At 74.1% G+C, this 24,903-nt stretch carries 21 protein-coding genes; 8 read left to right on the forward strand and 13 right to left on the reverse strand.

Going from position 1 to position 24,903, the window contains the following annotated elements; genetic code table 11:
- Positions 1–67 precede the first annotated feature (67 nt).
- Both CWOE_RS12525 and CWOE_RS12530 read left to right on the forward strand, forming a co-directional pair.
- Entirely contained in the window at positions 68–802 is a 735-nt protein-coding gene (locus CWOE_RS12525; RefSeq protein ID WP_012933985.1) for an HAD family hydrolase, read from the forward strand.
- Positions 799–3,159: a glycoside hydrolase family 65 protein gene (locus tag CWOE_RS12530; RefSeq protein ID WP_012933986.1), complete on the forward strand. Its 2,361-nt coding sequence runs from the start codon at positions 799–801 to the stop codon at positions 3,157–3,159. Before CWOE_RS12525 ends, CWOE_RS12530 begins: the two co-directional genes overlap by 4 nt.
- Before the next feature lie 17 nt (positions 3,160–3,176).
- On the opposite strand, the gene CWOE_RS12535 is transcribed toward CWOE_RS12530, so the two are convergent.
- Both CWOE_RS12535 and lysS read right to left on the reverse strand, forming a co-directional pair.
- On the reverse strand, positions 3,177–4,067 hold the full coding sequence (locus tag CWOE_RS12535) for an alpha/beta fold hydrolase (RefSeq protein ID WP_012933987.1): 891 nt from the start codon (positions 4,065–4,067) through the stop codon (positions 3,177–3,179).
- Positions 4,068–4,097: 30 nt separating this feature from the next.
- Positions 4,098–7,445: a lysine--tRNA ligase gene (gene lysS / locus CWOE_RS31995; RefSeq protein ID WP_236262273.1), complete on the reverse strand. Its 3,348-nt coding sequence runs from the start codon at positions 7,443–7,445 to the stop codon at positions 4,098–4,100.
- A 70-nt stretch (positions 7,446–7,515) separates the two neighbouring features.
- Between lysS and CWOE_RS12545 the strand changes: the two genes are divergently transcribed.
- Positions 7,516–8,949, forward strand: coding sequence for an amino acid permease (locus CWOE_RS12545; protein WP_012933989.1), 1,434 nt, complete (start codon positions 7,516–7,518; stop codon positions 8,947–8,949).
- On the opposite strand, the gene CWOE_RS33465 is transcribed toward CWOE_RS12545, so the two are convergent.
- The 3 genes from CWOE_RS33465 to CWOE_RS12560 all read right to left on the reverse strand — a co-directional run bounded on the left by CWOE_RS33465 (position 8,837) and on the right by CWOE_RS12560 (position 11,386).
- Positions 8,837–9,781 (reverse strand): DUF559 domain-containing protein, encoded by a 945-nt coding sequence (locus tag CWOE_RS33465; RefSeq protein ID WP_041730445.1) that lies wholly within the window; start codon positions 9,779–9,781, stop codon positions 8,837–8,839. The genes CWOE_RS12545 and CWOE_RS33465 overlap by 113 nt on opposite strands.
- A gap of 133 nt (positions 9,782–9,914) precedes the next feature.
- Complete coding sequence (locus tag CWOE_RS12555) at positions 9,915–10,775, reverse strand: DMT family transporter (RefSeq protein WP_012933991.1); 861 nt, start codon at positions 10,773–10,775, stop codon at positions 9,915–9,917.
- Between the two features lie 23 nt (positions 10,776–10,798).
- Positions 10,799–11,386: a hypothetical protein gene (locus tag CWOE_RS12560; RefSeq protein WP_012933992.1), complete on the reverse strand. Its 588-nt coding sequence runs from the start codon at positions 11,384–11,386 to the stop codon at positions 10,799–10,801.
- 132 nt (positions 11,387–11,518) lie between these two features.
- On the opposite strand from CWOE_RS12560, the gene CWOE_RS12565 reads away from it, so the two are divergent.
- Positions 11,519–11,917: a hypothetical protein gene (locus tag CWOE_RS12565; RefSeq protein WP_012933993.1), complete on the forward strand. Its 399-nt coding sequence runs from the start codon at positions 11,519–11,521 to the stop codon at positions 11,915–11,917.
- Positions 11,918–11,937: 20 nt separating this feature from the next.
- Here CWOE_RS12565 and CWOE_RS12570 read toward each other — a convergent pair whose 3' ends face one another.
- The 3 genes from CWOE_RS12570 to glmS all read right to left on the reverse strand — a co-directional run bounded on the left by CWOE_RS12570 (position 11,938) and on the right by glmS (position 16,475).
- Entirely contained in the window at positions 11,938–13,188 is a 1,251-nt protein-coding gene (locus CWOE_RS12570; RefSeq protein WP_148260992.1) for a patatin-like phospholipase family protein, read from the reverse strand.
- The gene (locus CWOE_RS12575; RefSeq protein WP_012933995.1) at positions 13,181–14,413 is read right to left on the reverse strand and encodes an SDR family oxidoreductase; all 1,233 of its coding nucleotides are present in this window, start codon (positions 14,411–14,413) and stop codon (positions 13,181–13,183) included. The genes CWOE_RS12570 and CWOE_RS12575 overlap by 8 nt, the downstream gene beginning before the upstream one ends.
- 172 nt (positions 14,414–14,585) lie before the next feature.
- Positions 14,586–16,475 (reverse strand): glutamine--fructose-6-phosphate transaminase (isomerizing), encoded by a 1,890-nt coding sequence (gene glmS, locus CWOE_RS12580; RefSeq protein WP_012933996.1) that lies wholly within the window; start codon positions 16,473–16,475, stop codon positions 14,586–14,588.
- A 179-nt stretch (positions 16,476–16,654) separates the two neighbouring features.
- On the opposite strand from glmS, the gene CWOE_RS34335 reads away from it, so the two are divergent.
- Positions 16,655–17,575: a hypothetical protein gene (locus tag CWOE_RS34335; RefSeq protein WP_012933997.1), complete on the forward strand. Its 921-nt coding sequence runs from the start codon at positions 16,655–16,657 to the stop codon at positions 17,573–17,575.
- A 6-nt stretch (positions 17,576–17,581) separates the two neighbouring features.
- Here CWOE_RS34335 and CWOE_RS12590 read toward each other — a convergent pair whose 3' ends face one another.
- The 3 genes from CWOE_RS12590 to CWOE_RS12600 are packed head-to-tail and all read right to left on the reverse strand — an operon-like array spanning position 17,582 to position 19,625.
- Positions 17,582–18,229 carry a LuxR C-terminal-related transcriptional regulator gene (locus CWOE_RS12590; RefSeq protein ID WP_012933998.1) on the reverse strand — a complete coding sequence of 216 codons (648 nt, stop codon included), beginning with the start codon at positions 18,227–18,229 and terminating at the stop codon, positions 17,582–17,584.
- Complete coding sequence (locus tag CWOE_RS33865) at positions 18,226–18,885, reverse strand: response regulator (protein ID WP_012933999.1); 660 nt, start codon at positions 18,883–18,885, stop codon at positions 18,226–18,228. The genes CWOE_RS12590 and CWOE_RS33865 overlap by 4 nt, the downstream gene beginning before the upstream one ends.
- Positions 18,882–19,625, reverse strand: a complete 744-nt coding sequence (locus CWOE_RS12600; RefSeq protein ID WP_012934000.1) for a sensor histidine kinase — start codon at positions 19,623–19,625, stop codon at positions 18,882–18,884. Before CWOE_RS12600 ends, CWOE_RS33865 begins: the two co-directional genes overlap by 4 nt.
- Before the next feature lie 211 nt (positions 19,626–19,836).
- Here CWOE_RS12600 and CWOE_RS32775 point away from each other — a divergent pair, with 211 nt between their 5' ends.
- The 3 genes from CWOE_RS32775 to CWOE_RS12615 all read left to right on the forward strand — a co-directional run bounded on the left by CWOE_RS32775 (position 19,837) and on the right by CWOE_RS12615 (position 23,131).
- Entirely contained in the window at positions 19,837–20,289 is a 453-nt protein-coding gene (locus tag CWOE_RS32775) for a hypothetical protein (protein WP_012934001.1), read from the forward strand.
- A gap of 98 nt (positions 20,290–20,387) precedes the next feature.
- Positions 20,388–21,818: a GT4 family glycosyltransferase PelF gene (gene pelF, locus CWOE_RS12610; protein WP_148260994.1), complete on the forward strand. Its 1,431-nt coding sequence runs from the start codon at positions 20,388–20,390 to the stop codon at positions 21,816–21,818.
- Positions 21,815–23,131, forward strand: a complete 1,317-nt coding sequence (locus CWOE_RS12615; protein ID WP_012934003.1) for a hypothetical protein — start codon at positions 21,815–21,817, stop codon at positions 23,129–23,131. Before pelF ends, CWOE_RS12615 begins: the two co-directional genes overlap by 4 nt.
- A gap of 6 nt (positions 23,132–23,137) precedes the next feature.
- Here CWOE_RS12615 and CWOE_RS12620 read toward each other — a convergent pair whose 3' ends face one another.
- Positions 23,138–23,965, reverse strand: a complete 828-nt coding sequence (locus CWOE_RS12620; RefSeq protein WP_012934004.1) for an endo alpha-1,4 polygalactosaminidase — start codon at positions 23,963–23,965, stop codon at positions 23,138–23,140.
- A complete protein-coding gene (locus CWOE_RS12625) occupies positions 23,962–24,750 on the reverse strand; it encodes an endo alpha-1,4 polygalactosaminidase (protein ID WP_012934005.1) in 789 nt (262 codons plus the stop codon). Before CWOE_RS12625 ends, CWOE_RS12620 begins: the two co-directional genes overlap by 4 nt.
- Positions 24,751–24,903: the final 153 nt, after the last annotated feature.

Here is a 24,903-nt window from a genome sequence, read left to right on the forward strand (position 1 = left end):
GAGCGCGATCCTGCACGTTCACGTGCGCGCCACCGGTCGCGCCGCCGCTCGCCGTATCGTGGCGGCCATGCTTGGACTCCCTGATGGCGTGACCGCCTGCCTCTTCGACCTCGACGGCGTCCTCACGCAGACCGCGAAGGTCCATGCGGCGGCGTGGAAGCAGATGTTCGACGCGTTCCTGGAGGAGCGCGCCGAACGCGAGGGGGTGCCGTTCGAGCCGTTCGACGCCGGCCGCGAGTACGACGAGTTCGTCGACGGCAAGCCGCGCGACGCCGGCGTCCGCGACTTCCTCGCCGCGCGCGGGATCGTGCTGCCGGAGGGGTCGCCGGAGGACCCGCCGAGCGCCGAGACGGTCAACGGCCTCGGCACGCGCAAGAACGCGCTCGTGCTCGACCTGATCGCCAGAGACGGCGTCGAGCCGTACGCCGGCTCGGTCCGCTACCTGCACGCCGCGCGCGACGCCGGGCTGCGCCGCGCCGTCGTCTCCTCCTCGCACAACTGCCGCGACGTGCTGCGCGCGGCCGGGATCGAGGAGCTGCTGGAGGCGCGCGTCGACGGGCACACCGCGGCGGTCGACGGCCTGCGCGGCAAGCCGGCGCCGGACACGTTTCTCGCGGGCGCGCGGCTGCTCGGCGTCGAGCCGGCGCAGGCGGTCGTCTTCGAGGACGCGCTCGCGGGCGTCGAGGCCGGCCGTGCGGGCAGCTTCGGCCACGTCGTCGGGGTCGACCGCGTCGGGCAGCGAGCGGCGCTGCTGAGACACGGCGCCGACATCGTCGTCGACGACCTCGGGGAGCTGCTGTGAACGAGCAGCCGCAGTTCGCCGTCGAGCCGTGGCGCGTCACGGAGGAGCACCTCCAGCTCGACAGGATCGCCCAGAGCGAGTCGGTCTTCGCGCTCTCCAACGGCCACATCGGCATTCGCGGGAACCTCGACGAGGGCGAGCCGTTCGGGATGCCGGGCACCTACCTCGGCGGCTTCTACGAGACGCGCCCGCTGCCGTACGCCGAGGCCGGCTACGGCTACCCCGAGGACGGGCAGACGGTCGTCAACGTCACCAACGGCAAGCCGATCCGGCTGCTCGTCGACGACGAGCCGTTCGACGTCCGCTACGGCACGCTGCTCTCGCACACGCGCTCGCTCGACCTCAGAGCCGGCACGCTGGAGCGGGTCGTGCAGTGGCGCTCGCCGGCCGGCCGCGAGATCGAGGTGCGCTCGACGCGGCTCGTCTCGTTCGTCCAGCGTGCGATCGTCGCGATCCGCTACGAGGTGCGGCCGATGGACGGCGAGACGCGCATCGTCGTGCAGTCGGAGCTGGTCGCCAACGAGCCGGGGCCGATGCTCAGCAAGGACCCGCGCGCGGCGGCCGCGCTCGCCGCGCCGCTCGTCGCCGAGCAGCACGAGGACCACGAGCGCCGTGCGGTGCTCGTCCACCGCACGCAGGCGAGCGGGATCCGGATGGCGGCCGGCATGGACCACGTGCTCGAATGCTCCGAGGACGCGGTCGTCGAGCTGGAGAGCCGCGACGACCTCGCGCGGCTGACGGTCGCGACCGAGATCGGCAACGGCGAGGGGCTGGTGCTGACGAAGCTCGTCGGCTACGGCTGGTCGCGGCGGCGCTCCCTGCCGGCGGTGCGCGACCAGGTCGACGCCGCGCTGTCGTCCGCGATGCGGACCGGCTGGGACGGGATCGTCGCCGAGCAGCGCGAGTACCTCGACGACTTCTGGGCCGGCGCCGATGTCGAGATCGACGGCGACACCGAGCTGCAGCAGGCGATCCGCTTCGCGCTCTTCCACACGCTCCAGTGCGGTGCGCGTGCCGAGCGCCGCGCGATCGCCGCGAAAGGGCTGACCGGCTCCGGCTACGACGGTCACGCGTTCTGGGACACCGAGACGTTCGTGCTGCCGGTGCTGACGTACACCGCGCCGGACGCCGCCGCCGACGCGCTGCGCTGGCGGCAGTCGACGCTGCCGCTCGCGCGCGAACGGGCCGAGCAGCTCGGGCTCGCCGGCGCGGCGTTCCCGTGGCGGACGATCCGCGGGCAGGAGTGCTCGGCCTACTGGCCGGCGGGCACGGCCGCGTTCCACGTCAGCGCCGACGTCGCCGACGCCGTCATCCGCTACGTCGAGGTGACCGGCGACACCGAGTTCGAGCGCGAGACCGGCCTCGAGCTGCTGATCGAGACGGCGCGGCTGTGGCGCTCGCTCGGCCACCACGACATCGACGGCGTCTTCCACATCGACGGCGTCACCGGCCCCGACGAGTACACCGCGATCGCGGACGACAACGTCTACACGAACCTGATGGCGCAGCGGAACCTCGACGGCGCGGTCGAGGCGGCAGCTCGGCACCCGCGCGCGGCGGCGGAGTTCGGCGTCGACGAGGAGGAGATCGCCGCCTGGCGCGACGCCGCCGCGGCGATGCACGTCCCCTACGACGAGCGGCTGAAGGTCCACCAGCAGTCGAACGGCTTCACGGGGCACGCCGAGTGGGACTTCGCCGGGACACCGCCGGAGCGCTACCCGCTGCTGCTGCACTTCCCCTACTTCGACCTCTATCGCAAGCAGGTCGTCAAGCAGCCCGACCTGGTGCTCGCGCTGTACAAGCGCGGCGACGCCTTCAGCGCCGAGCAGAAGGCGCGCGACTTCGCCTACTACGAGCGTGTGACCGTGCGCGACTCGTCGCTCTCGGCGTGCGTCAACGCGATCGTCGCGGCCGACGTCGGTCAGCTCGACCTCGCCTACGACTACTTCGGCGAAGCGGCGCTGATGGACCTCGACGACCTCGAGCACAACACCGGCGACGGCGTCCACATCGCCTCGCTCGCCGGCTCGTGGCTGGCGGCGGTCGCCGGCTTCGGCGGCCTGCGCGACCACGGCGGCGAGCTGTCGTTCTCGCCGCGCCTGCCGCGCGCGCTCGCGCGGATCGCCTTCCGCATCAGGTTCCGCGACCGCAGGCTGTGCGTCACGATCACCCACGGCGAGGTCGTCTACGACGTGCTCGAAGGCGCCCCGCTCCAGCTGCGCCACGACGGCGAGACGCTGACCGTCACGCACGGCGCGCCGCAGAGGCGCAGATGGAAGGCGCCCGATGCCGGACCCCGCCCGGAGCAGCCGCCCGGCCGCGCCCCGACGCCGCGGCGGCCGGGGGCGCGCGGGTAGGGGCGGCGCCGCTCCGGCTAGGCCGGCGCGGCGGCTCTGGTCAGCCGCACGATCGCCGGGACGACCTCGTCCCAGCTGTCGCGCGGCAGCTCCTGCCCGGTGCCGGGCAGCGTCAGCAGCTCGGCTCCGGGGATCTCTCGCGCGAGCGCCTCGCCGTTGCCGAGCGGGAAGAACGGATCGTCCTCGCCGTGGATCACGAGCGCCGGCACGGCGACCTCGCCGAGCCGCTCGCGCCAGCGCGGTTTCGTCTTGATGACGGCGAAGACGCTCGCGATCTGGTTCGAGCGCTGGAGCGCGCGCGGGTTCGCGGCGGCGAGCTCGGGCGCGGCCGCGCACGCGCGGTCGAAGACGCGGCCGGCGCGCTCGCTCGCGGCGGCGTCGTCGAACGGCCGCGAGCCGGCGATGCGGCGCCCGGATTCGGCCATATGGGCGACGACCGCGGCACGGTCGGACCAGTCGGGCTCCGGCGTGCTCATGATCCACTTCATCAGCTCGGGATCGTGGTCGGGAAGGTCGGCGTCGGCGCGCCCCGGGGCGGTCGGCCGCGTCGCGATCAGCGTCAGCGACGCGACGCGCTCGGGACGGTCGAGCGCGAGCAGCTGCGCGATCCAGCCGCCGGTGGCGAAGCCGGCGACGTGGGCGTGGCCCGCTCCGAGCGCATCGAGCAGGCCGGCGGCGTCGCCGACGAGGTCACGCAGGGAGTAGTCGGGAGCATCGGGATCGACGGTCGTCGAGCGGCCCGTGTCGCGCTGGTCGTAGCGGACGACCCGCAGCCCGCCCGCCGCGAGCCGCTCGCACAGCTCGTCCTCCCACGTGAGCATCGAGTTGCCGATCAGCAGCAGGGCGGGCGCGTCCTCAGCGCCGAACGCCTCGGCCCACAGCTCTACGCCATTCGTTTCGATTCGCATACGAGAGAGGACCGCCTCGCGCGGCGAAACTCATCTCGCGTCGCTGCCCTCCGCGACCGCGCGCCGCACGGGCGGGACGAACAGACGGCCGATCAGCGGCAGGTCGAGGAAGCCCTCGACGCTGGCGTACAGCAGCGCGACCTTCGGCAGCTCGCCGAGATCGTCGATCACGATCGATCGCGGCAGCCACTGCGGGCCGAACTTCGCGTTGAAGTCGCGCAGCGACTGGATCTGGAAGTACGGGTTGAGCCCGCGCGCGACGCTGCGCTCGAAGCGGCCGAGCAGGCCGGCGTCCTCGGCAGTGTCGAGCAGCCGGCCCCAGGCGGCGAAGTTGAGCGACAGGCGTCTGACGCCCTCCGCGCCCAGCTCCAGCGCCGCGTTGGCGATCAGGAACTCGGTCAGGCCGTTGAGCGAGTCGGGCTTGCGCCGCATCAGGTCGAGCGAGTAGCCGAGGTCCTCGCCGTACGCCGGCACGAAGCGCAGGAAGCCGGCCGGCTCGCCGGCCGCGTCGCGCGCCAGCGCGATCACGAAGTCGGGGTCGGTGCCCTCGACGTCCTCGCCCAGCTCCATCGTGAAGCCGCGCTCGTCGGAGCCTCTGCGCCACTCGGCGCTGATCGCGTTCAGCTGCGCGACCAGCTCCAGCGTCGCCTCGGACTCGCGCAGCAGCTCGAACGAGTGCTCGCGCCCGACGCGGTTGACGGCCTCGCGCACCGCCTTCATCTCCTTGCCCTTCAGCGTGAACGTGTCGCAGCGCAGGATCGCCTCGTCGCCGAGATAGATCGCGTGCATGCCGCGCTCGCGGTAGAGCGGCGCGTCGGCCTCGCGCACGGCGAGGAAGGCGACGCCCCATCCCTGCCCGCGACAGTGGGCGAGGAACTCGTCGAGCACGCGCGCGCGGTCCTGCGGCGGGCCGACCGGGTCGGCGGCGACCATCGCGTAGCCGCGCACGTAGGCGTAGGCGATCAGCGACTGGCCGTCGGTGGAGAAGAAGTAGCTCTTGTCCTTGCGCAGTGCGAAGTACGCGAGCGTGTCGCCGCCCCAGCGCCGGACGATCTCGCGCGCGTGCGCGCGCCACTCGTCGCTCGGCGGCGTTCTCTGCACCAGCGGCCGGAACAGCAGGTACAGCAGGTACGCGAGCCCGAAGATGCCGAGCGCGAGCAGCGCGTCGGCGAAGAAGTCGCCGAACAGCTGGCGGCGGTACTCGTACTCGCCGTCGGCGCCGACGAGCCCGGAGCCGATCGTCTTCAGCACGCCGCCGGTGCCCAGCTCCGGCGTCACGTTGTTCGCCTGCGTCATCAGCGACAGGACGCCGAACACGAGCACGACGCCGACGTAGATCGGGATGAACGCGAGCGCGTCGACGAGCGACCCGGGGTCGCCCTTCGCGCGGAACGCGTCGCGGTTCCAGACGAACGCGATCAGCATCGCGAGGTTCGCGAGCGCGGCGAGCGGGTCCGGCCCCTTCAGGACGTGGACGACGGTCGCCGCGCCGAACAGGCCCATCGCGATCCACCATGCGCGCCGCTTGCCGCGCGCGACCTGCCGTGCGACGACGATCAGCGCGATCCCGAGCACGACCGAGATCACGAACGTGGCGGCGCGGCCCGGCCGCTCCAGCGCCTCGCCGAAGCCGAACGACCAGTCGGCGATCGGCAGCGACGGCAGCAGCGACAGCACGCCGACGATCGCCGTCAGCCACGCCAGCGGCTTGAGCGCGCGCGGGCGCCGCAGCGACTCGGGCGGCGGCGCGGCGAGCGCCTCGCCGTCGGCCGGCGGCGGGGCCGGCGGCAGCGGCGGCGCGGCGAGCGCGGCGGGCGGCGTCGCCGTCGTGGGCGCTCTCTGGCCGCCGCCCTCCTGCGGGCGCAGGGTGGGGAAGAGGATCACGTCGCGGATCGACTCGACGCCGGTGATCAGCATGATCAGCCGGTCGATTCCGATCCCGAGGCCGCCGGTCGGCGGCAGGCCGTACTCGAGCGCCTGCACGTAGTCGTCGTCGACCGGCTCGGCCTCCTCGTCGCCTCCCGCCTGCTGCTGCGCCTCGTAGGCGAAGCGCGCGGCCTGGTCGACGGGGTCGTTCAGCTCGCTGTACGCGTTCGCCAGCTCGCGGCCGGCGACGACCAGTTCGAAGCGCTCGGTCAGCGTCGGGTCGTCGCGGTGCGCGCGGGCCAGCGGCGAGATCTCTCTCGGGTGGTCCATCACGAACGTCGGCTCGATCAGCTTCGACTCGCACAGCTCGTCGCAGACCTCGGCGAGGATCTTGCCCGAGCCCCACACGTCCATCCAGACGACGCCGAATCTGTCGGCGATCGCGCGCGCCTCCTCGACCGGCATCGACGGATGCATCTCGACGCCGCCGTGCTCCTTGATCAGGTCCGTCATTCTCGCGCGGCGGAACGGTGGTCTGAGGTCGATCTCGCGCTCGCCGACTCTGACGACCGTCGTGCCGTTGGCGGCGAGCGCGGCCTCGGAGACGAGCGTCTCGGTCAGCTCCATCATGTCGCTGTAGTCGCCGAACGCCTGGTAGGCCTCGAGCAGCGTGAACTCGGGGTTGTGGCGGGTGTCGAGCCCCTCGTTGCGGAAGACGCGGCCGATCTCGAAGACGCGGTCCATCCCGCCGACGAGCAGCCGCTTGAGCGGCAGCTCCAGCGCGATACGCAGGCTCATCTCGATGTCGAGCGCGTTGTGGTGGGTGAGGAACGGCTTCGCCGCTGCGCCGCCGGCCTGGCCCAGCAGGACCGGTGTCTCGACCTCGCGGAAGCCGCGCTCGGTCAGCACGCGGCGGACGGCGGAGATCGCGACCGAGCGCGCCGCGAAGACCGCACGCGCTCTCGGGTTGACGACGAGGTCGACGTAGCGGCGGCGGTAGCGCGCCTCCGGGTCGGTCAGGCCGTGACGCAGGTCCGGCAGCGGGCGCAGCGCCTTCGACAGCAGCGCGAAGCGCGCCAGCCGGACGGTCAGCTCGCCGCTCTTGGACGCGACGACGGTGCCCTCCGCGCCGACCCAGTCGCCAAGGTCGAGCGCGGCGAAGTCCTCCAGCGCCTGCTCGCCCAGCTCGTCGCGCTCGGCGAGCAGCTGGATCGTGCCGGTCTCGTCGAGCAGGTCGGCGAAGTCGAGCCCACCGTGGCGGCGCAGCGCCGTCACGCGCCCGGCGACCTTGACGGTCTCGCCGGTCTCGGTTCCCGGCGCCAGCTCGGCGAAGCTGTCGTGCAGCTCGGCGGCGGTCGCGTCGCGGTCGAAGCGGACGGGGTACGGCTCGACGTCGCGCTCGCGCAGCGCGTCGAGCTTGGCGAGGCGGCGCGTACGCTCTGCCTCTTGGAAATCGGCCCCGCGGTCGCGCGTCTCCGCGTCCGCCTCAGGTGCCTCGTCGGTGGCGCTCACGCCGGCCATCGTGGTCGTCGCACCGGACGGAGTCAAGCGCCGCCGCGCCGTCTGAGAGGATTCCGCGCCGATGACGGGCTCCAACCTCGACGCGGTCCTCGAACAGGCCAGACGTGACCGCGCCCGTCTCGACGGCGGGGCGATGGGCACCGTCAGCCTGACGGCGCTCGGGATCGCGTCCGTCGTCGGCGCCGGCATCTTCGTCACGACCGGCACCGCGGCCGCGCAGTTCGCCGGGCCGGCGGTCGTCTTCTCGTTCCTGCTCGCCGGCCTGGCCGCCGGTGTGACGGCGCTCTGCTACGCCGAGATGGCGGCGATGATCCCGGCCGCCGGCTCGACGTACTCCTACGCGTACGCGACCTTCGGCACGTTCCTGGCGTGGTTCATCGGCTGGGACCTGCTGCTGGAGTACCTGTTCGCCGCCTCGACGGTGGCGGTCGGCTGGTCGGGCTACTTCGACGCGATGCTGCAGTCGATCGGGATCACGCTGCCGCACTCGCTCACGAACGCGCCGTTCCAGGACAACGGCGGCGTCGTGAACCTGCCGGCGATCGCGATCGTCTTCCTCACCTGCGGGCTGCTGTGGTTCGGCGCGCGCGAGTCGGCGAAGGCGAACAACGCGATGGTCGCGCTGAAGCTGGCGGTGCTGCTCGCGTTCGTCGCGTTCGGCGTCTTCTATGTGACGCAGGCGAACTGGGAGCCGTTCATGCCCGCGAACACGGGCGAGTTCGGTGAGTTCGGCGTCTCCGGCGTGCTGCGCGCGGCCGGCGTCGTCTTCTTCGCCTACGTCGGCTTCGACGCCGTCTCCACAGCGGCGTCGGAGGCGCGCGATCCGCAGCGCACGATCCCGATCGGCCTGATGCTGACGGTCGCGATCTCGACGGGGCTGTACGTCCTGATCGGCGTCGTGATGACCGGCATGGTCGACTACCGCCAGCTCGACGTCGCCGACCCGATCGCCGCGGCGGTGCGCGCGGCCGGACCGTCGCTGGGGTGGCTGGAGGCGGCCGTCTCGATCGCCGCCGTGATCGGCCTCGCCGCGACGGTGATGGTGACCTTCTACGGCCAGACGCGGATCTTCATGCGGATGGCGTCGGACGGGATGCTGCCCGACCGCCTCGGCAAGGTCAGCGGCCGCTACAAGACGCCGGGGAACGCGACGCTCGTCTGCGCGGTCGCGGGCGGGCTGTGCGCCGGCTTCACGCCGATCGACGTGCTCACCAACCTCGTCTCGATCGGCACGCTGCTGTCGTTCGTGATCGTCTCCGGCGCCGTGCTCGTGCTGCGCCGCCGCCGACCGGAGCTGGAGCGCCCGTTCAGGGTCCCGTTCGTCAACATCGTCGCGCCGGCCGGCATGCTCTCGGCCGCCGCGCTGATCGCGCTGCTGCCGATCACGACCTGGATCCGCCTGATCGTCTGGCTGCTGATCGGCCTCGTGATCTTCTTCGCCTACTCGAAGCCACGCTCGGAAGCGCGGATGGCTCAGGTCGCGTCGGAGTCCTGAACGACGCGCGCAGCTCCTCCGCCGTCGTCGCTCCGGCGCCTCCCTTCAGGTGGCGCGTGCGGTAGCGCAGCACCGTCCAGCCCGCGTTCTCCAACTCCTGCTGCTTGCGCGCGTCGCGGGCGCGCGCGGCGGCGGTGTCGTGGTATCTGCGGCTGTCCAGGTCGACGACGAGCCGTGCGGCCGGCCAGCATGCGTCGACCTCCCAGCCAGCGACGCGCACGTTGTGCTCGGCGGGCGGGAGCGCGTGGTCGACGAGCAGCGCCTTGAAGCGCCGCTCCAGCTCGGAGCGCAGCAGCACCGGCCCGTGGTGCTGCGCCAGCACGCCGCGCAGCCGCTCCGCGCCGCCGCCGCGCCGGCCCTGCGCGCGGCGCAGCGCGGCGCCGAGCGCCGCGACGTCGAGCACGCGCTCGACGTCGGCCTCGTTGACCGCGCGCTCGAGCTCGCCCGCGTCGAGCACGTCGGCGAGGTCGACGAGCGTGCGCGTGACGGTCGTGACGGGGACGCCGTCCCGGTGCGTCAGGTCTGTGGCCGGGAGCGCGCTCGTCTGGTGCGTCTCGATCCAGTTCGTCGTCGCCCGCCTGCGCGTGCTCGTCACGTCGATCCGCCGCCCGCGCTCCGGCAGCAGCTTGTACAGCACCGCCGCGCTGCGGTGGCTCAGCGCCGCGCCGGGCCCGGCCGCCAGCACCGCCGCCAGCCACTCGCCCTGCCGCGTCAGCCGCGCGTGCCCGACGGCGTAGACGCCGCGGTGGAGCGGGAGCAGGCGGCGCGCTCTCAGCCGCACCTCGATCCCTTTCGGCGTCAGGCCGAGCCCGAGCAGTTGCCGCCGGCTCACCACACCGTGCTGGCGATCTGCCACCCGCGCGACCGCGTGGTCGGGAGGTGAGGCAATTCGTACCCCTACAGGGGGTGCAGATTGACGAAGCTCCGGCACGCCGCGGAGGGTCGCACCGGCGGCTGTGGACGATCTACACCAGTTCGCTACGACTCTCCGCGGCGGGCGCGGTCCGGGCGAGGACGGCGAGGCCTGCGAGGGCCGCGGCGAGGGCCGCCAGGGCGGCGAGGGCGCCGGCCGTGGAGGTGTGGAGGGACTCCTGCAGGAGCGTCGTGCCGAGGATCACCGAGGCGATCGGGTCGAACGCCATCGACGTCGCGATCGCCGGGGCGAGGACGCCGGTCTGGAGCGACAGCTGGCTGAGCGTCATCGACGCGTAGCCGACGACGATCAGCGCGTAGAGGTGCCAGTCGGTGAAGATCGTCAGGACGCCCTCGGTGACCTGGTCGCCGACGGTCTTCGTCAGCGCGGCGCTGAGCCCGAACAGCAGGCCGGTCGCGATCCCGAGCAGCGCGGCCTTCGGCGCCGGCGCGGCACGCCGCGCGGCGACCACGAGCACGGCGCTGATGCCGCCGAAGACGGCGGCGGCGATCAGCCACTCGCGCAGCGGCGCATCGTCGCGGCCGCCGGACGGATTCGCGACGAGCAGGAAGACGGCGAGCGCGGCGGTCACGACCGCGGCGGCGATCACGTCGGAGCGGCGGATCCGCTGCCCGGTCAGGCGCGCGCCGAGCGGCAGCGCGAAGACGACGCTGGAAACGAGCAGTGGCTGGACGACCGCGAGCCGGCCGATCGTCAGCGCGATCGCCTGCGCGACGAAGCCGAGCGCGTCGGCGGCGATCCCGGCGAGCCAGACGGGCCGCCGCGCCATCCGCAGCAGCAGCCCGCCGCTGGAGCCCTCCGCGGCACCGGACCCGTCGAGGCCGGCCCGCTGCTGCAGCACGGTCCCAAGCGCGAACAGGAGCGCGGCCGCGAGCGCGAGCAGGATCTCCACGCGGCGACCCTACCGTGCGGGCTCTAGCGACCGCGATCCGACAGCACGGCGACGGTGCCGCCGAGCGCCAGCGCGAAGAAGTGCTCGGTCCCGTACCAGTCGAGGTCGGTGAGGAAGACGACGAGCGCCCCGGCGGTGGTCGCGACCGCGGCGACGTCGAGCCAGTCGCCGCGCCCCTCGCGCAGCCGCCGCACACCGCCGGCGCAGAGGACGCCGAGCTGTGCGGAGAAGACGCACGAGATCCCGTAGTCCCAGTCGTCGGCGGTCCGCTCGGCCGACCCGCTGCCGAGCGCGATCGCGGCACCGAGCAGCGCGTAGGTCAGCAGCGCGGAGCCGACGTGGCCGACGAGCGCCGCGACCCACCAGACGACCGCGCCGTAGCGCAGCAGCACGGCGGCGGTCGCCGCCGCCAGCAGCGCGAGCTGGACGAGCGGCAGGTCGTCGTCGACGATCAGCGAGCTGGACAGCATCCGCCAGACGTGGCCGGAGACGAGCGCATCGGGGCTGGAGCCGACCTCGGCCGGCGTCACGCCGAGGCCGAGCAGCTGGATCGCCGCGACGGCCGCCAGCCAGGCGAGCGCGAGTGCGAGCAGCGACCGTTGGAGCGTCATCGGCTCCGTTGGACGATAGCCGCGGCGGGGGAGCGGCGGGCAGGTGGCGGGCCGGGCGGGCGGCGGGCGGCGGGGCGGGCGGCGCGGCGGGCGCGCGCCGCCGGGGTGCGCCGAGCCGGTACGGTCCCGGCCATGAACGACCCGCTCTTCCGGATGGTCTGCGTCCCCGCGGCGCTCGACGGCGCGCCCGACGGCTGGACCGCCGCGCTGCTGCGCGATGCCGACATCGCGCTCATGGTCGACGACAGCGGCCTCGCGGGGCTCGACGCCGTCGCGCACGCGCTCGCGCTCGAGGCGATCCCCGTCGTGCGCACGGAGCGGACGCCGGCCGAGCAGGACGAGACGGTCATCGCCCACGCCGGCTCGCTGCCGCTGATCTGGCTCGGGCCCGCGTTCAGCGAGCGCGTCCGCACGTGGGCGCACGACCGCGGGCCGATGACGCTGCTGGTCGAGGTCGACGGCGCGCTGCCGGCGGACGAGCGCCGCCGGATCGAGCGCTTCGCAGCGCTGCTCGGCCGTCAGGCCGAGTAGCACGACGCACCGGCGCGGCGCTAGGCCGGAACCGCCGCGGGCCTGCGCCGCGGCCGTCGGCGGCGCCGCTCGCCGAACGAGGCGAGGTCTGCTGGCTCGCGCGTGACGGCGGGCTCCGTCGCGTCACGCCAGACGCCGGGATGCGAGCGCATCCAGCGGGCGGCGTCGCGCCGCCCGGCGGTAACGAGCGCATCGACGTGCTCGGGTGTGAGGGCGAGGATCGACAGCAGGTCCCCGCCGGTGTCGGCGCGGCCGCGCAGCAGCCGGCCGAGCAGCGCCGTCTCGGGCCGTCCCGCGGCGCGCACGCCGCCGTACCGGCGCCCGAACGCCTCCTGCGCCAACGGACCGAGCGGACGTCCGTGGCGCGGAGCGACGAACGCGTACGGGATCGCGCCGTCGCGGCGCCCCTCGGCCGCCGCCAGCTCGTTGGACGCCGCGAGGCGCTGCACGTCGCCGGCGATGTGGTCGACGAGCAGACCGTCGAGCATGTTCGCGATCACGTCGACGAGGCGCCGCGACGGAGCGCCGCGGGCGGCGAACGGCGCTTCCGGCGGCTCGCAGCCGACGACGACCAGCCGTTGCGCGCCGAGCGCACGTGCCGGTGCGAGCGGCCTGGTGAGGCGCGTCGCGCCGTCCGCGTACCAACCGCGCGCCTGCTCGGGCTCCTCGACGTGCGCGGCCGGCTGCACGAGCGGGATCGCCGCCGATGCCTGCACGTGCTCGCTCGTCAGCCGGGTCGGGAGGTACCGCAGGTCGTCGTCGTCCGGCGGTGCGCCGCGGGTCGCGGACTCGACGAACGCCAGCGGCAGACCGGTCGCGAGCTGCGTCGCGACGACGCAGACGGCGTCGAGCGTCCCGGACGCGACGTTACGGTGGACCGCATCCCAGTCGAGGTGACGGTCGAGATAGCACTTCAGCGGCTGCGGGTCGAGCAGGCCGCCGGCGCGGATCCCGGGCAGGCCGAGGGCGTCGCCTGCGAGGCGCGCGAGCGTCAGCGGCAGGGTGGAGAAGCGCAGCGAGCCGGCGGCATCGTCGCGCGCGAGACGCTGCCAGCGTTCGATCGCCAGCTCGACCTGCACGGCCGCGGGCAGGTGCGCGAGCGATCCGAGCAGCGCGGCGTTGACCGCGCCGGCGCCCGCGCCGCAGAGGACGGTGACCGCCTCGCCGCGCCGCTCCAGCTCGGGCAGCACGACCGAGAGCGCGCCGATCTCGTAAGCCCCGCGGGCACCGGTCGCTGTGAGGACGAGCGCGACGCCGCGGCGGCTAGGCATGCGTGTGGACATGCTCGAGCCTCCGCTCGTGGACGTGCGGCGCGTGCAGCCGGCGCTCGCGGTGCAGCGCCTCACGTGCGGCGTCGACGCGCGACAGCGGCCGTTCGCCCCAGTGCGCGGCGACCGCGTAGTCGACGAGGCGCTGGAAGTAGTCGTGCAGCGGCGGCATGTGGATGCCCTCCCGCGTGAGCGCCGCGTGCGCGCGCCGCGTGTCGTAGTGCGTCCGCAGAGCGAAGTAGGGGAAGAAGACCTCGCTGCGCTTCAGCCAGCGACGTCGCGCGCCCGTGCTGCTGTGAAGCAACGCGCGGTGGACGGTGCGGCGGTAGAGCGCCGGGGCGACGGCGAGCGGGCGGCGGCGCTCGAACGCGTCAGCGGAGAGGTCGAGCAGCTCGCCGACGCTGCTGGCGTCGGGGCCGGCCGCGAGGCTGTACGTCTCGCCTGAAGCACCCGCCCGCCCCGCCAGCGTGAAGATCGCGTCGGCGACGTAGTCGACCGGCACGACGTCGACCGGCGACGCGCGCCGGGCAGGCATCACCGGCAGCGTCGCGCCCTTCGCGAACGCCTTCAGCGGCGCGTAGATGACGTTGAACGCCGGCGTCCAGCCGCTGCGTCGCTCGCCGACGACGATGCTGGGGCGGAAGATCTGCAACGGCAGCCGGTCGGCATAGGAGCGCACGAGGCGCTCGGCCTCCCATTTGGTCTGCTCGTACGTGTTGCGGAAGCGCTGGCCGAGGTCGAGGTCGTCCTCGCCGAACGTGCCGCTGTGGGTGCCGCCGACGTACGCGGTCGAGACGTGCGAGAAGCCGCGCAGCCCGCCGTGGGCGTGGCAGTGCTCGGCCAGTTCGAGCATCGCCTGGGTGCCGGCGACGTTGATCGCCCGCGCCTCGTCCAACGGCAGCGTGAACTCGACCGAGGCGGCCGCGTGGACGATCTCGGTGACCTCCTGGGCGAGCACGCCCCGTTGGACGGCCGAGAGGCCCAGGCCTGGCGCCTGCAGGTCCGCGCGCACCGCCACGAGCCGATCGTCGAACCGGCTCGCCCACGGCACGACCTCGCGCGCGGCCGCACGCAGCCGCGCCGTCGCCTCCTGCTCGTCGCTTGCGCGCACGAGCGCGTAGACGGTGCGGTCGGTCCGCTCGAGGTATCGCGCCAGCAGCTCCATCCCGAGGAACCCGGTCGCGCCGGTCAAGAGCACGGGGCCGCGCTCGGTGTCCGTCATCGTCATGTTGCTCTCTTCCTGTGGAACGATCTGGAGGGCGACCTCGCGCTGTGGCAACGGCGAGCGAAGTCGGCGGCGTCGTCGCATCGCGACGCCGGCCACCACCTCTACAGGGATGCTTGCACAGATCCGGTGCGTTACGCCGAAAATAAGAAAATTCTCGGACTGCGGGTCCAGCTCACTCGACCGTGACGGTCTTGGCGAGGTTGCGCGGCTGGTCGACGTCGAGCCCGCGCAGCCGCGCGACGCGGTAGGCGAGCAGTTGGAGCGGGATGACGGCGAGCAGCGGCGCCAGCATCCAGTCGGTCGCGGGGACGGCGACGATCTCGTCGGCGTGCTCCTGCAGCTCGTCGTTGCCGGCGGTCGCGACGGCGATCACGTGTGCGCCGCGGACGCGCACCTCCTGGATGTTCGAGATCAGCTTCTCCAGCACGGGCGAGTCGGTCGCGACGCAGACGACGGGGGTGTCGTCGTCGAGCAGCGCGATCGGGCCGTGCTTCATCTCGCCGGCGGCGTACGCGTCCGTCGCGATGTAGGAGATCTCCTTCAGCTTCAGCGCGCCTTCGAGCGCGACCGGGAGGCCGATGTGGCGGCCGAGGTAGAGGAAGAACTCCGCCTTGTAGTGGCGCCGCGCGATCGCCTGGACGTCGTCGTCGCCGCGCTCCAGCAGCGCCGCGACGGAACCGGGCACGCGCTTCAGCTCCGCGATCAGCTCGCGCAGCCGCGCCGCCGGCAGCGTCCCGCGCAGCTCGGCGAGCCGCAGCGCGAGCAGGTACATCGCGGCGACCTGCGCGACGAACGTCTTCGTCGCGGCGACGCCGATCTCCAGCCCCGCGCGCGTGAAGAGGACGCCGTCGGCGTCGCGGGTGACCTGCGAGCCCATCACGTTCGTGATCGCCAGCACCGTCGCGCCGCTCTCTCTCGCGAGCCGCATCGCGGCGAGAGTGTCGGCCGTCTCGCCCGACTGCGAGATCCCGACGACGAGGTCGTACGGGCCGACGACCGGATCGCGGTAGCGGTACTCGGACGCGATGTCCATCTCGACCGGGACCCGCGCCCACCGCTCGATCGCGTAGCGGCCGATCAGGCCCGCGTGGTAGGAGGTCCCGCAGGCGACGACGACGATCCGCCGCACGTCGCGCAGGAAGGCGTCGTCGATCGCGCCGAGGTCGCCGAGGTCGACGCCGACGCCGCGCGCCGTGCGGTCGGCGATCGTCTCGGCGATCGCCTGCGGCTGCTCGTGGATCTCCTTCAGCATGAACGTCTCGTAGCCGCCCTTCTCGGCGGTCTCGGCGTCCCAGTCGACCTCGACGATCTCGCGCTCGACCACCTCCCCGGTCGCCGCGGAGCGGAACTCGGCGCCGTCCGGGCGCAGCACGACCAGCTCGCCGTTCTCGATGAACTGGACCTGGCGCGTGTGCTCCAGGAACGCGGGCACGGCGGAGGCGAGGAACTGCTCGCCGTCGCCGCGCCCGACGACGAGCGGGCACTCGCGCCGCGCGCCGACGAGCACGCCCGGCTCGCCGGTCGCCATCGCGACGAACGCGAAGTGGCCGACCAGCTCGCCGTACGCCGCCTGGACCGCCGCGGGCAGGTCGCCGTCGTAGTGACGCGCGATCACGTGCGCGATCACCTCCGCGTCGGTCTCCGAGGCGAAGGCGCAGCCGCGCGCGGTCAGCTCGCGCTTGAGCGTCAGGTAGTTCTCGACGATCCCGTTGACGACGATGTGGATCCGTCCCGCCTCGTCCATGTGCGGGTGCGCGTTGCGCTCGCAGACGCGGCCGTGGGTCGCCCAGCGCGTGTGGCCGATGCCGGTGCTCGGCTCGGCGACCGCGACCGCCGTCGCGGAGCCGTTCGACCCGGCGCCGGCGCCGTTGCCGTTCGCCGCGCGCGCGACCGCGCTGCGCAGCGCCTGCAGGTTCCCGACCGCTCGCACCGAGTCGAGCCGGTCGGCAAAGAGGGTGGCGATGCCCGCGCTGTCGTAGCCGCGGTACTCGAGCCGCTCGAGCGCGGCGAGCAGCAGACCCTGGACCGGCCGGGCGCCGACGTAGCCGACGATGCCGCACATGGGGAACCTCCGTGTCAGACGTGCTTCTCCGGCGAACCGTAGCGCCGTCTCGGCGGCCGACGGTATGAGCCGCGCATGAGCAGATCGGCGCCGCCGAGCGGGCGTTCAAACGGCTGAACGCGCAATGGGCCACCCGCCCCATTGGCCAGCGCGGCAGGCTCCCGCATCATGGAGGACTCGTGCGAACGAGACCGCTCACCTCGTGCCTGTTGCTCACATGCGCCGTCGGCGTCGGGACCACGGCCTCCGCGGCGTCGGCCGCCGCGCCGCCGCCGCTGCCCGGGCCGCCGCCCGGCGCCGGCGCCGGCTTCCCGCTCCCGCCCGGCGGGCAGTCGCCACCGGCGCCCGCGCACGGTCCCAACACCGCGATCCCAGCCTCCGGCGACGGCCCCGCGCTCGCCGCCGGCAGCGCGGAAGTGGCCGCGACCGGTCGGCTGACGCTGCGCGTCGTCTGCCGCGCGAGCGGGCGCGCGAGCCTGAACGTCGCCGCGCTGCGCGCGCCGACGCTGGCGCAGGCGGCGTACCGCTGCCGCGGCGGCCACGCCGCGGTGCCGCTGCGGATCACGCCCGGCGACGCGCGGCGGCTGACGCGGATCAGCCCCGCGGTCGGGCGCGTGACGCTGCGCCAGGGGAACGCGACGACGCGCGTCTCGATCGCGCTCGCCGCCGCCGGCCGCTCGTCCTCGCCCGGCGTCTGGTCCGACGGCGGGCTCCAGTGCTTCTCGCCGGGTCCGTCGCAGGCGTACCTGGTGGCGCCGAACTTCACCGTGACACCGTCGACGTCGATCGACATCCGTCCGTGGGTCGCCACCTACACCGCCGGCGGCGGCTGGCGCTGGCTCGGCGTCGACGGCCGCAACGCCAGCCGCTGGTACCGGCTGACCGCGACGCCGCGAGGGGTCGCGCAGTGGCTCGACCCGACCGGCGCGCTGAACCCGTGGACGTGGGGGCCGATCGACGTCCCGGCGGGGGAGGGGCTGTCCGCGATCGGGGTCTTCGAGATCGTCTACTGGTACGGCGGGCGCCCGACGTACCTGTGGAAGTACACGAACTCGTTCGTCGCCGCGCAGACGGCCGGTGCGTACTGCACCTACCCCTGAGAGAACTCAGAGGATCTCGTCGCGCACGGCCCGCACCGCCGCCTGGATGCGGTTGGCGACGTGGAGCTTGGTGAGGATGCTGGAGATGTGGTTCTTGACCGTGTGGGGGCTGATGAACAGCTCCTGCGCGATCGCGGCGTTGTCCATCCCGCCGGCGACGAGCCGCAGCACCTCCTGCTCGCGCGGCGACAGCTGCGCCCTGGCGCGCGCGGCGGTCTGCCGTCCGCTCGCGCGCATCCGCGCGAGCATCGTCGCCGCCACGCGTGGCGAGAGGACGGCGTCGCCGGCGGCGACGGCGGTCACGCCCGCGACGATCGTCTCGATCGGCGCGTCCTTGAGCAGATAGCCGCAGCCGCCCGCGAGCACCGCGTCGGTCAGGTCGTCGTCGGCCTCCGAGACGGTCAGCACGAGCACCGCCGTGCCGGGAGCGCATTCGGCGATCCGCCGGATCGCGTCTATCCCCGAGCCGTCCGGCAGGTCGAGGTCGACGATCGCGACGTCGGGCGCGCAGCGCTCGACCAGCTGCACGCCGGCCGCGACGGTCGGGGCGTCGCCCTCGACGACGAGGCCGTGCTCGGCCAGCAGCTCCCGCAGACCCGAGCGGAAGATCGTGTGATCGTCGATCAGCACGGTCGTGATCGCGGCCGCGGTCACGGCGCGGCGACCGGGCTCGTGAGCTGCAGCGCGGCGTCGCGGCCGTCGACCCCGAGCCGCTGCGCGGTCATCGACAGGTGGCGGCGCACGGTCACCGGGGAGACGCCGAGGTGCTGCGCGATCTGCTTGGTCGTGAGGCCGCGGCGCAGCAGCTCCAGCACCGCCGACTCGCGCGGGGAGAGCGTCACGACGCCGCCGTCGTCGAGCCGCACGCGGCGCGCGCCGCTGCGGATCTGCAGCTCCTCGACGACGCGCGCGACGAGCACGCGCGAGAGCGGCGCCTCGCCGCGCAGCGCGCCGCGCACCGCGCGCGCGAGCTGGACGGGGCCGATGTCCTTCAGCAGGTAGCCGATCGCGCCGGCGCGCAGCGACGCGAGCAGGTCGTCGTCGGAGCGTCTGGCGGCGAGCATGATCACGCGTGTGCGCAGCGTCGTGCCGGCGATGTCGCCGACGGCAGCGATCGCGCCGCCGGGCAGGTCGACGTCGAGCAGGCAGACGTCGACCGCGAGGCGCCGTGCCGCCGCGACCGCCTCGTGTCGGTCGACCGCCTCCGCGACGACGGCGAGCCCGCCCTGCTCCAACGCGATCCGTGCACCCAGCCTCGTGACCGGCTGCTGGTCGGCCAGCAGGACCCGCGCCCCCTCCGCCGCGGTCACGGCAGCACCACCGCCACCTCGGCGCCCACGCCGGGGCGCGCGTTGAAGCTGAAGCTGCCGCCGAGCAGCTCGGCGCGCTCGCGCATCGACACGAGCCCCCAGCCGCGCGGCGCCGGGGCGCAGGAGGCGGCGCCGGCGCGGTCGCCGGCGCCGTCGTCGGTGACGGTGAGCGCCAGCCCCGCTGCGCTCGCATGCACCAGCACGTGCACGCACCGCGGCGTGCCGTGCTCGGCCGCGTTGACGAGCGCCTGGCCGAGGATCCGCAGCACGGCCGTGCAGCGCTCGCGGTCGGCGGAGACGTCGTCGGACAGCTCCAGCCGCAGCTCGACCGGCACGCCGAAGCGCGCCTGGAACGTCGCGACGGCCTGCTCGACGAGGCGCTCGAACGACACGTCCGGCGGAGCGCGCAGCAGCTCGATCGTCAGCCGCGCCTCGTGCAGCGCCCGCCGCGCGGCGGCGCGCAGCTCGTGCGCGAGGTCGCCGTCGCCGGCGCCCTGGTCCAGACGGCCGAGCTGCGCCGCGATGAACGCGAGCTCCTGCGCGATGCCGTCGTGGACGTCACGCGCGATCGCCCGCCGCTGCGCTTGCAGTGCGGCCGAGAGGCGCGCTCGTTCGGCGCGCTGCTGCAGTCGCCTGGGCGGTGCCGGCCGTGTCTGCCGCCTCCGCCGCGTCCGTGGCCGGTTGAGGACGCGACTGTGCGACGAGCATCGTGCCTTACCGCCGAGCACCTGTCGTGCCATTACTCGGAGGCTCCTTAACCTCTGCCTTGAGGTCTACCGCAACCGTCAGCTTTCATGAGCGTTCGGCAGCATCGCTCACCGTAGCGTACGCCTCGCCTCCGGTCCCGCTCGCGGCGACGATCTCGACGCGATCCATACCGTTCAGCGGCTGAACGCGAGATGCGACGCCCGGCCCATTGGGCTTTGCGCGGGCAGCCCTGACACTGACGGCATGGATGCCAGGGCGGTCGACGCGAACGGAAACGGGCATCCCCCTCCGGCTTCCGCACCGGCCCGCGTCGCCCGGCGCGCGAGGGCCGCGGCATGGCTTCGCGGTGCCGGCGCGGGAGCAGGCGAGGGGGAGGCGACGTCGCTCGTCGAGGAGCTGGAGGCCGAGGTCGCGCTGCTGCGGGAGGAGAACGCGCGCCTGAAGATCCGCCGTGCGCGCGACGGTGCGCGGCGGTGGGACCAGCAGGGGCAGGACGGCACGGAGGGTCCGGTCGCGACGGTGCGCGAGGACGCCGTGTGGGAGCTGATGACCGAGTGCCGCGTGCTGCGGACCGCGCTCGTCGACGCCTGTCGCGACGTCGACGCGGCGATGCAGCAGATCCGCAGCCGGCTCGACTCGCTGCCCCCGCCGGACGTCGCCGCGAACGCGGAGACGGTCGAGAGAGCGGAGCGGTGAGCGGGCTGACGCTGTCGCGGAGGGCCCCGGCGCCGGCCACAGGGCCCCCGCGCCGGCGTCCGCACGTGCGTCCGGCGCCGCGCCCGCCGCGGATCCTGATGACGACGGAGGGCACCTACCCGTTCGCCGTCGGCGGGGTCAGCTCGTGGTGCCACGTCGTCGTCGGCGGCCTGCCGGAGTTCGACTGGCGGATCCTCCCGATCCACGCCGGCGGCCGTCGTCCCGCGCAGCTGTTCGAGCTCGCGCCGCACGTCGAGCTGGCGGGCCGGATCGACGTCTGGTCGGAGCAGATGCCGCCGCGCCGCCACACGTCCGGCCTGCGCCGCGGCGCGCGGCCGGGGCTGCCCGGCGACCTTGCGCGCGCGCTGCTCGGCTGGCGCGGCGATCACGCCGCGCTCGTCGACGCGCTCGTCTGGTGCCGCGCGCACCCGGACGCGCTGCGGCCGACGTTCCGTTCGATCGAGGCGTGGGAACGCTTCGTCGCCGAGCTGGAGCTGATCGTCGCCGAGCGTCACCCGGATGCCGCACCCGCGCCGGAGCTCGACGCGGTCGACGCCGCGACGCTCTACCAGCGGCTCTACTGGGTCGCGCGGACCGCCTCCGTCGAGACTCCGCGGTGTGACGTCCTGCACGTGACCGCGGCCGGCTGGGCGGCGCTCCCCGCGCTCGTCGACCGGCGCATCCGCGGCACGCCGCTGCTGCTGACCGAGCACGGCGTCTACGTGCGCGAGGCGTATCTCGCCGCGGCGCGCGGCGGCGCCTCCGCCGGCGAGCGCTTCCTCGCGACCCGGCTCGCGCGCGGCCTCAGCCTCGCGACGTACGAGGCGGCCGACGTGATCGCCCCGGTGACGGAGGCGAACGCGAAGTGGGAGGTCGGCCTCGGCGCCGACCCGGGCAAGATCTGCGTGATCCACAACGGCATCCCGGCGCCGGGCGCGTCGGTCGCCGCGCCCGGCGGGCAGAAGGTCGTCTCGATCGGCCGCATCGACCCGCTCAAGGACGTGCAGACGATGCTCCACGTCGCGGTCGAGGTGGGCCGCCGGATGCCGGACGCGCGCTTCGAGTACTGGGGTCCCGCGACTGCGGGGCAGGAGCCGTACGCACGCGCGTGCGAGCAGCTGCGCCGGCGGCTGGAGCTGGGCGACCGCTTCCTCTTCATGGGGCGGACCGAGACGCCCGACGAGATCCTGCGCGGGGCCGACGTCGTGCTGCTGACGTCGATCTCGGAGGGGATGCCGATGGCGATCCTGGAGGCGATGGCACAGGCGCGCGCCGTCGTCGCCACGGGCGTCGGCGGCGTCCCCGACGTCCTGCGCGGCTGCGGCGTCGTGGCGCCCTCCGGCGACGTCGACGGCCTCGCCACGGGCGTCACGACCCTGCTGCGCGAGCCCGAGTTCGCGGCCAGGCTCGGGCAGCGCGGGTTCGACCGCGTCTGCGCGCGGTACACGCAGGCGCTCTGCCTCGCGCGCTACCGCTCCGTGCTGTCGCAGCTCGCGGGCTCGGCAGCGGTCGCCGCGAGGACCGGATGAGCGTCGGGGACCTCGGCTCCGACGGTGCGGGCGCCGTCATCCGGGCGCGGCTCGGGCGTCCTCCACAGGACATGCTCGAGGCGGCGGTCGTGCTCGAGGCGTGGGGCGGCCTTCCGGCCGAGGCCGCCCTGCGACTCGGGCCGCGCGTGCTGCTGCCGGCGCTGCGGTCCTCGGACCCGCGGCGCTGGCGGCCGGCCGACGCGGAGGGCCGCAGCGCGGTCGTCTCCGAGGGCGTCGCGCTGCTGATCGCGATCCTCGCGATCGCCGCCTGGGCAGGGCCGCTGAGCAGCGAGCTGGGCAGCAACGTGTTCGAGCACGCGCTGCGGCTCGCGCTGCCGGTGACGCTCGCGCTGCAGTGGGCGCTGCGCAGCCGCTACCTCAGCCGGCGCGCGGGCCTCGTCTGCGTCGCGGAGGACTGGCTCGGGCTGACGCTCGTGCTGGTGGCGGTCGAGGCGTGCGTCGCGGCGGTGCCGGGGTTCGGCCCGGTCGCCGCGATGCTCGTCGCGGTGTGGGGCGGAGGGACCGTCCTGACACGTCGCGGCTGGGCACTCGGCTACGCGGGCCTGCTGATCGCTGAGTCGATCGGGCTCGCGCTCGGGCTGCCGGCGCTGGCGTCGCTGGCGGTCCTGACGGTCGTCACGCTGGCGATGGTCGTCGTCGCGGTGGCGACCGCGACCGGCGCGGCGATCGCGCCGCCCGGCCGGCTCAGCCGCGCGCTCGCCGCGGGCGTCATCGGCGGCCTGCTCGGCGGCCTGCTGGTCGGCGACCCGAGCCTCGGCTGGGGGATCCACGGCGCCTTCCCCGCGCTCGCGCTGGTGCCGTCAGTCGTCGGCAGCTTCTGGGGTGGCTACCACCTGTGGCAGTTCCACCAGGAGATCCCGCGCAGCCTGCGGGGCGTCGAGCTGTCGCGCGCGAGCGCGTCGATGGTGCGCGGGCCGGCGACCGACATCGTGCTGGCGGCGCTCGCGCGCCTGATCGGGATCACGGTGATCCTGTCGCTGCTCGTCATGTTCGTGTCGCAGTGGACCTCGGGGACGGATGCGACGAGCCTGTTCGTCGCGTTCGGCTGCGCGGCGCTCGTCTGCATGTTCGTGAGCCTGCTGGAGTCGCTCGGCTACGTACGCTGGGCGCTGCTGTCGGCGGCCGCGAGCCTCGCGGCCGAGCTGGCCGTCAGCCGCTGGCTGGGCGATTCGATCGCCGGCGCCGGGCTGATCGCCGGCGGCGTCGTCGGCACGCTGCTGGCGCTCGCCCCGCTCGTCGGCCTGCTGCGCTTCCCCGGCCGCGTGCTGGCGACGGCGCTGTGGATCCAGTGACCGCGGTCAGCACGGCTGGCGCCACGCGCCGAGGTCCAGCCGCTTGCGGATCGCGTTGATCCCGAGCCGTCTCGCGGCGGGGCAGAAGCGCTCGCGCGGGACCGCGTACTCGGCGTCAAAGACCGCCTTGCCGGCGCGCAGGAACGGCCGCGCGCTGTCGCACTCGCGGTACTGGAAGCACTGCTCGAGGATCGCGAAGTCGAAGCTCGGCGCGAGCGCTCGCGCCTGCTCCAGGTCGTTCTTGAGCGCGACCGCGAGCCCGTGCGCGTGGGCGGCGCGGGCCAGCCAGCGGTTGAACGCGAGCTGGTCGCGCGCGGTCAGCGGGAAGCCGGTGTCGTTCGTGTAGCCGTCGACGTTGTCGGGCTCGACCGCGTCGAAGCCCTTCCGCGCGCACATCGCGATGCGCGCCCGCAGCACCGGGGCCAGCTCGCGCAGCCGGCGCACGTCGAGCCAGCGCTCGCCGGGCCAGCCGTTGTCGGCCCCGAGCGTCGCGGCGGGGAAGCGGCCGCGGTCGGGACGCCAGTTCTCCCACGCGCCGGCCGAGATGTAGCAGACGACGTAGCGCCCCTGGCGGTGCAGCCGCGCGACCTGCGCCGCGCTCGTGCCGAAGCCGTCGACGTCGTAGACGCGGGCACGGACGGAGCTGTCGAGGCGGCCGTCGAGCTGCCACTGCCACGAGGCGCGCGCGGGCGGACGCGCGACGCGCGACGCGTGCGCGGCGGGCGCGCTCGCCGGCGCCGGGGCTGCCGCGGTGCGCGCGCCGCCGGGCGCGGGCGGGCTGGCCGGCGCCGACACCGCCGCCGCCAGCACGAGCAGCAGCGCGGCGATCGTCACGCCGTGCTCCGCGCGGGCTCGGCGGCGTGCGGCGGGCAATCGAGGTCGAGCACGCTGACGGCGGGGTGGAATCCCTCCTCCAGCGATCGGCGCACCGCCTCGGCGGCGCCGGGCGAGCCCGGCTCGGCATAGTCGAGCGTGAAGATCGGCAGCCCTCGCGCGCGCAGGCCGCGCAGGCCCGCGACCAGCTGCGAGGTCTCGTAGGGCGGCGAGCGGCGGTAGCCGTCCTCCCAGCGCCACCAGACGTCCTCGTGGGCGACCGCGTCGACCGGCAGCCGCTCGTCGACCGCGAGCCCGTTCTGCGCGACGAGCAGCAGTTCGGGCACGGCGGCGCGCAGCCCGGCGACCAGCTCGACGAGCGCGTCGGCGAGCGCGGGATGGTCCTCGGCGACGTCGAGGTTGTCGAGGTAGAGGCCGTCGAAGCCGGCGTCGGCGAGCGCGACGGCCTGCTCGGCCATCAGCTGCCGCCACTGCGGCACGCGCACGTCCGCGTAGCGCTCGCCGGGCCAGTCCTCAACGGCCCCGAGCGTCCACCCGTCCGGTACGCGATCCGCGTACGGCCGCCACTCCTCGACCGTCCCGACCGACAGATACGACAGCACGAGCGCGTGCTCGCGCAGGCGCGGCAGGACGGCGGCGGCGGGCGCGGGGCCGGAGTCGCGCTCGCCGATCCCGTCGACGACGATCAGCTCGTAGCCGGACAGGTCCATCGCGACCGGATCGCCGCCGAACACGGGCGCCCAGCGCTGGACCGCCTGCAGGGCGGTGCGACGTCTCTCAGCCACACGCCACCTCCAAATCCGCGATGCTCAGACGATTCAACGTAACACAGCGCAGGGGGCGTTCACTCAATTGAACGCACAATGCGACACGCGGCCCATTGGGCGCGGGGAGCCGATGGTCGAGACTCGGATCGGTCCCCCACCGAAGGAGCGCCG

The sequence above is a fragment of the Conexibacter woesei DSM 14684 genome (assembly GCF_000025265.1).
GTDB classification, from domain to species: Bacteria; Actinomycetota; Thermoleophilia; order Solirubrobacterales; family Solirubrobacteraceae; genus Conexibacter; species Conexibacter woesei.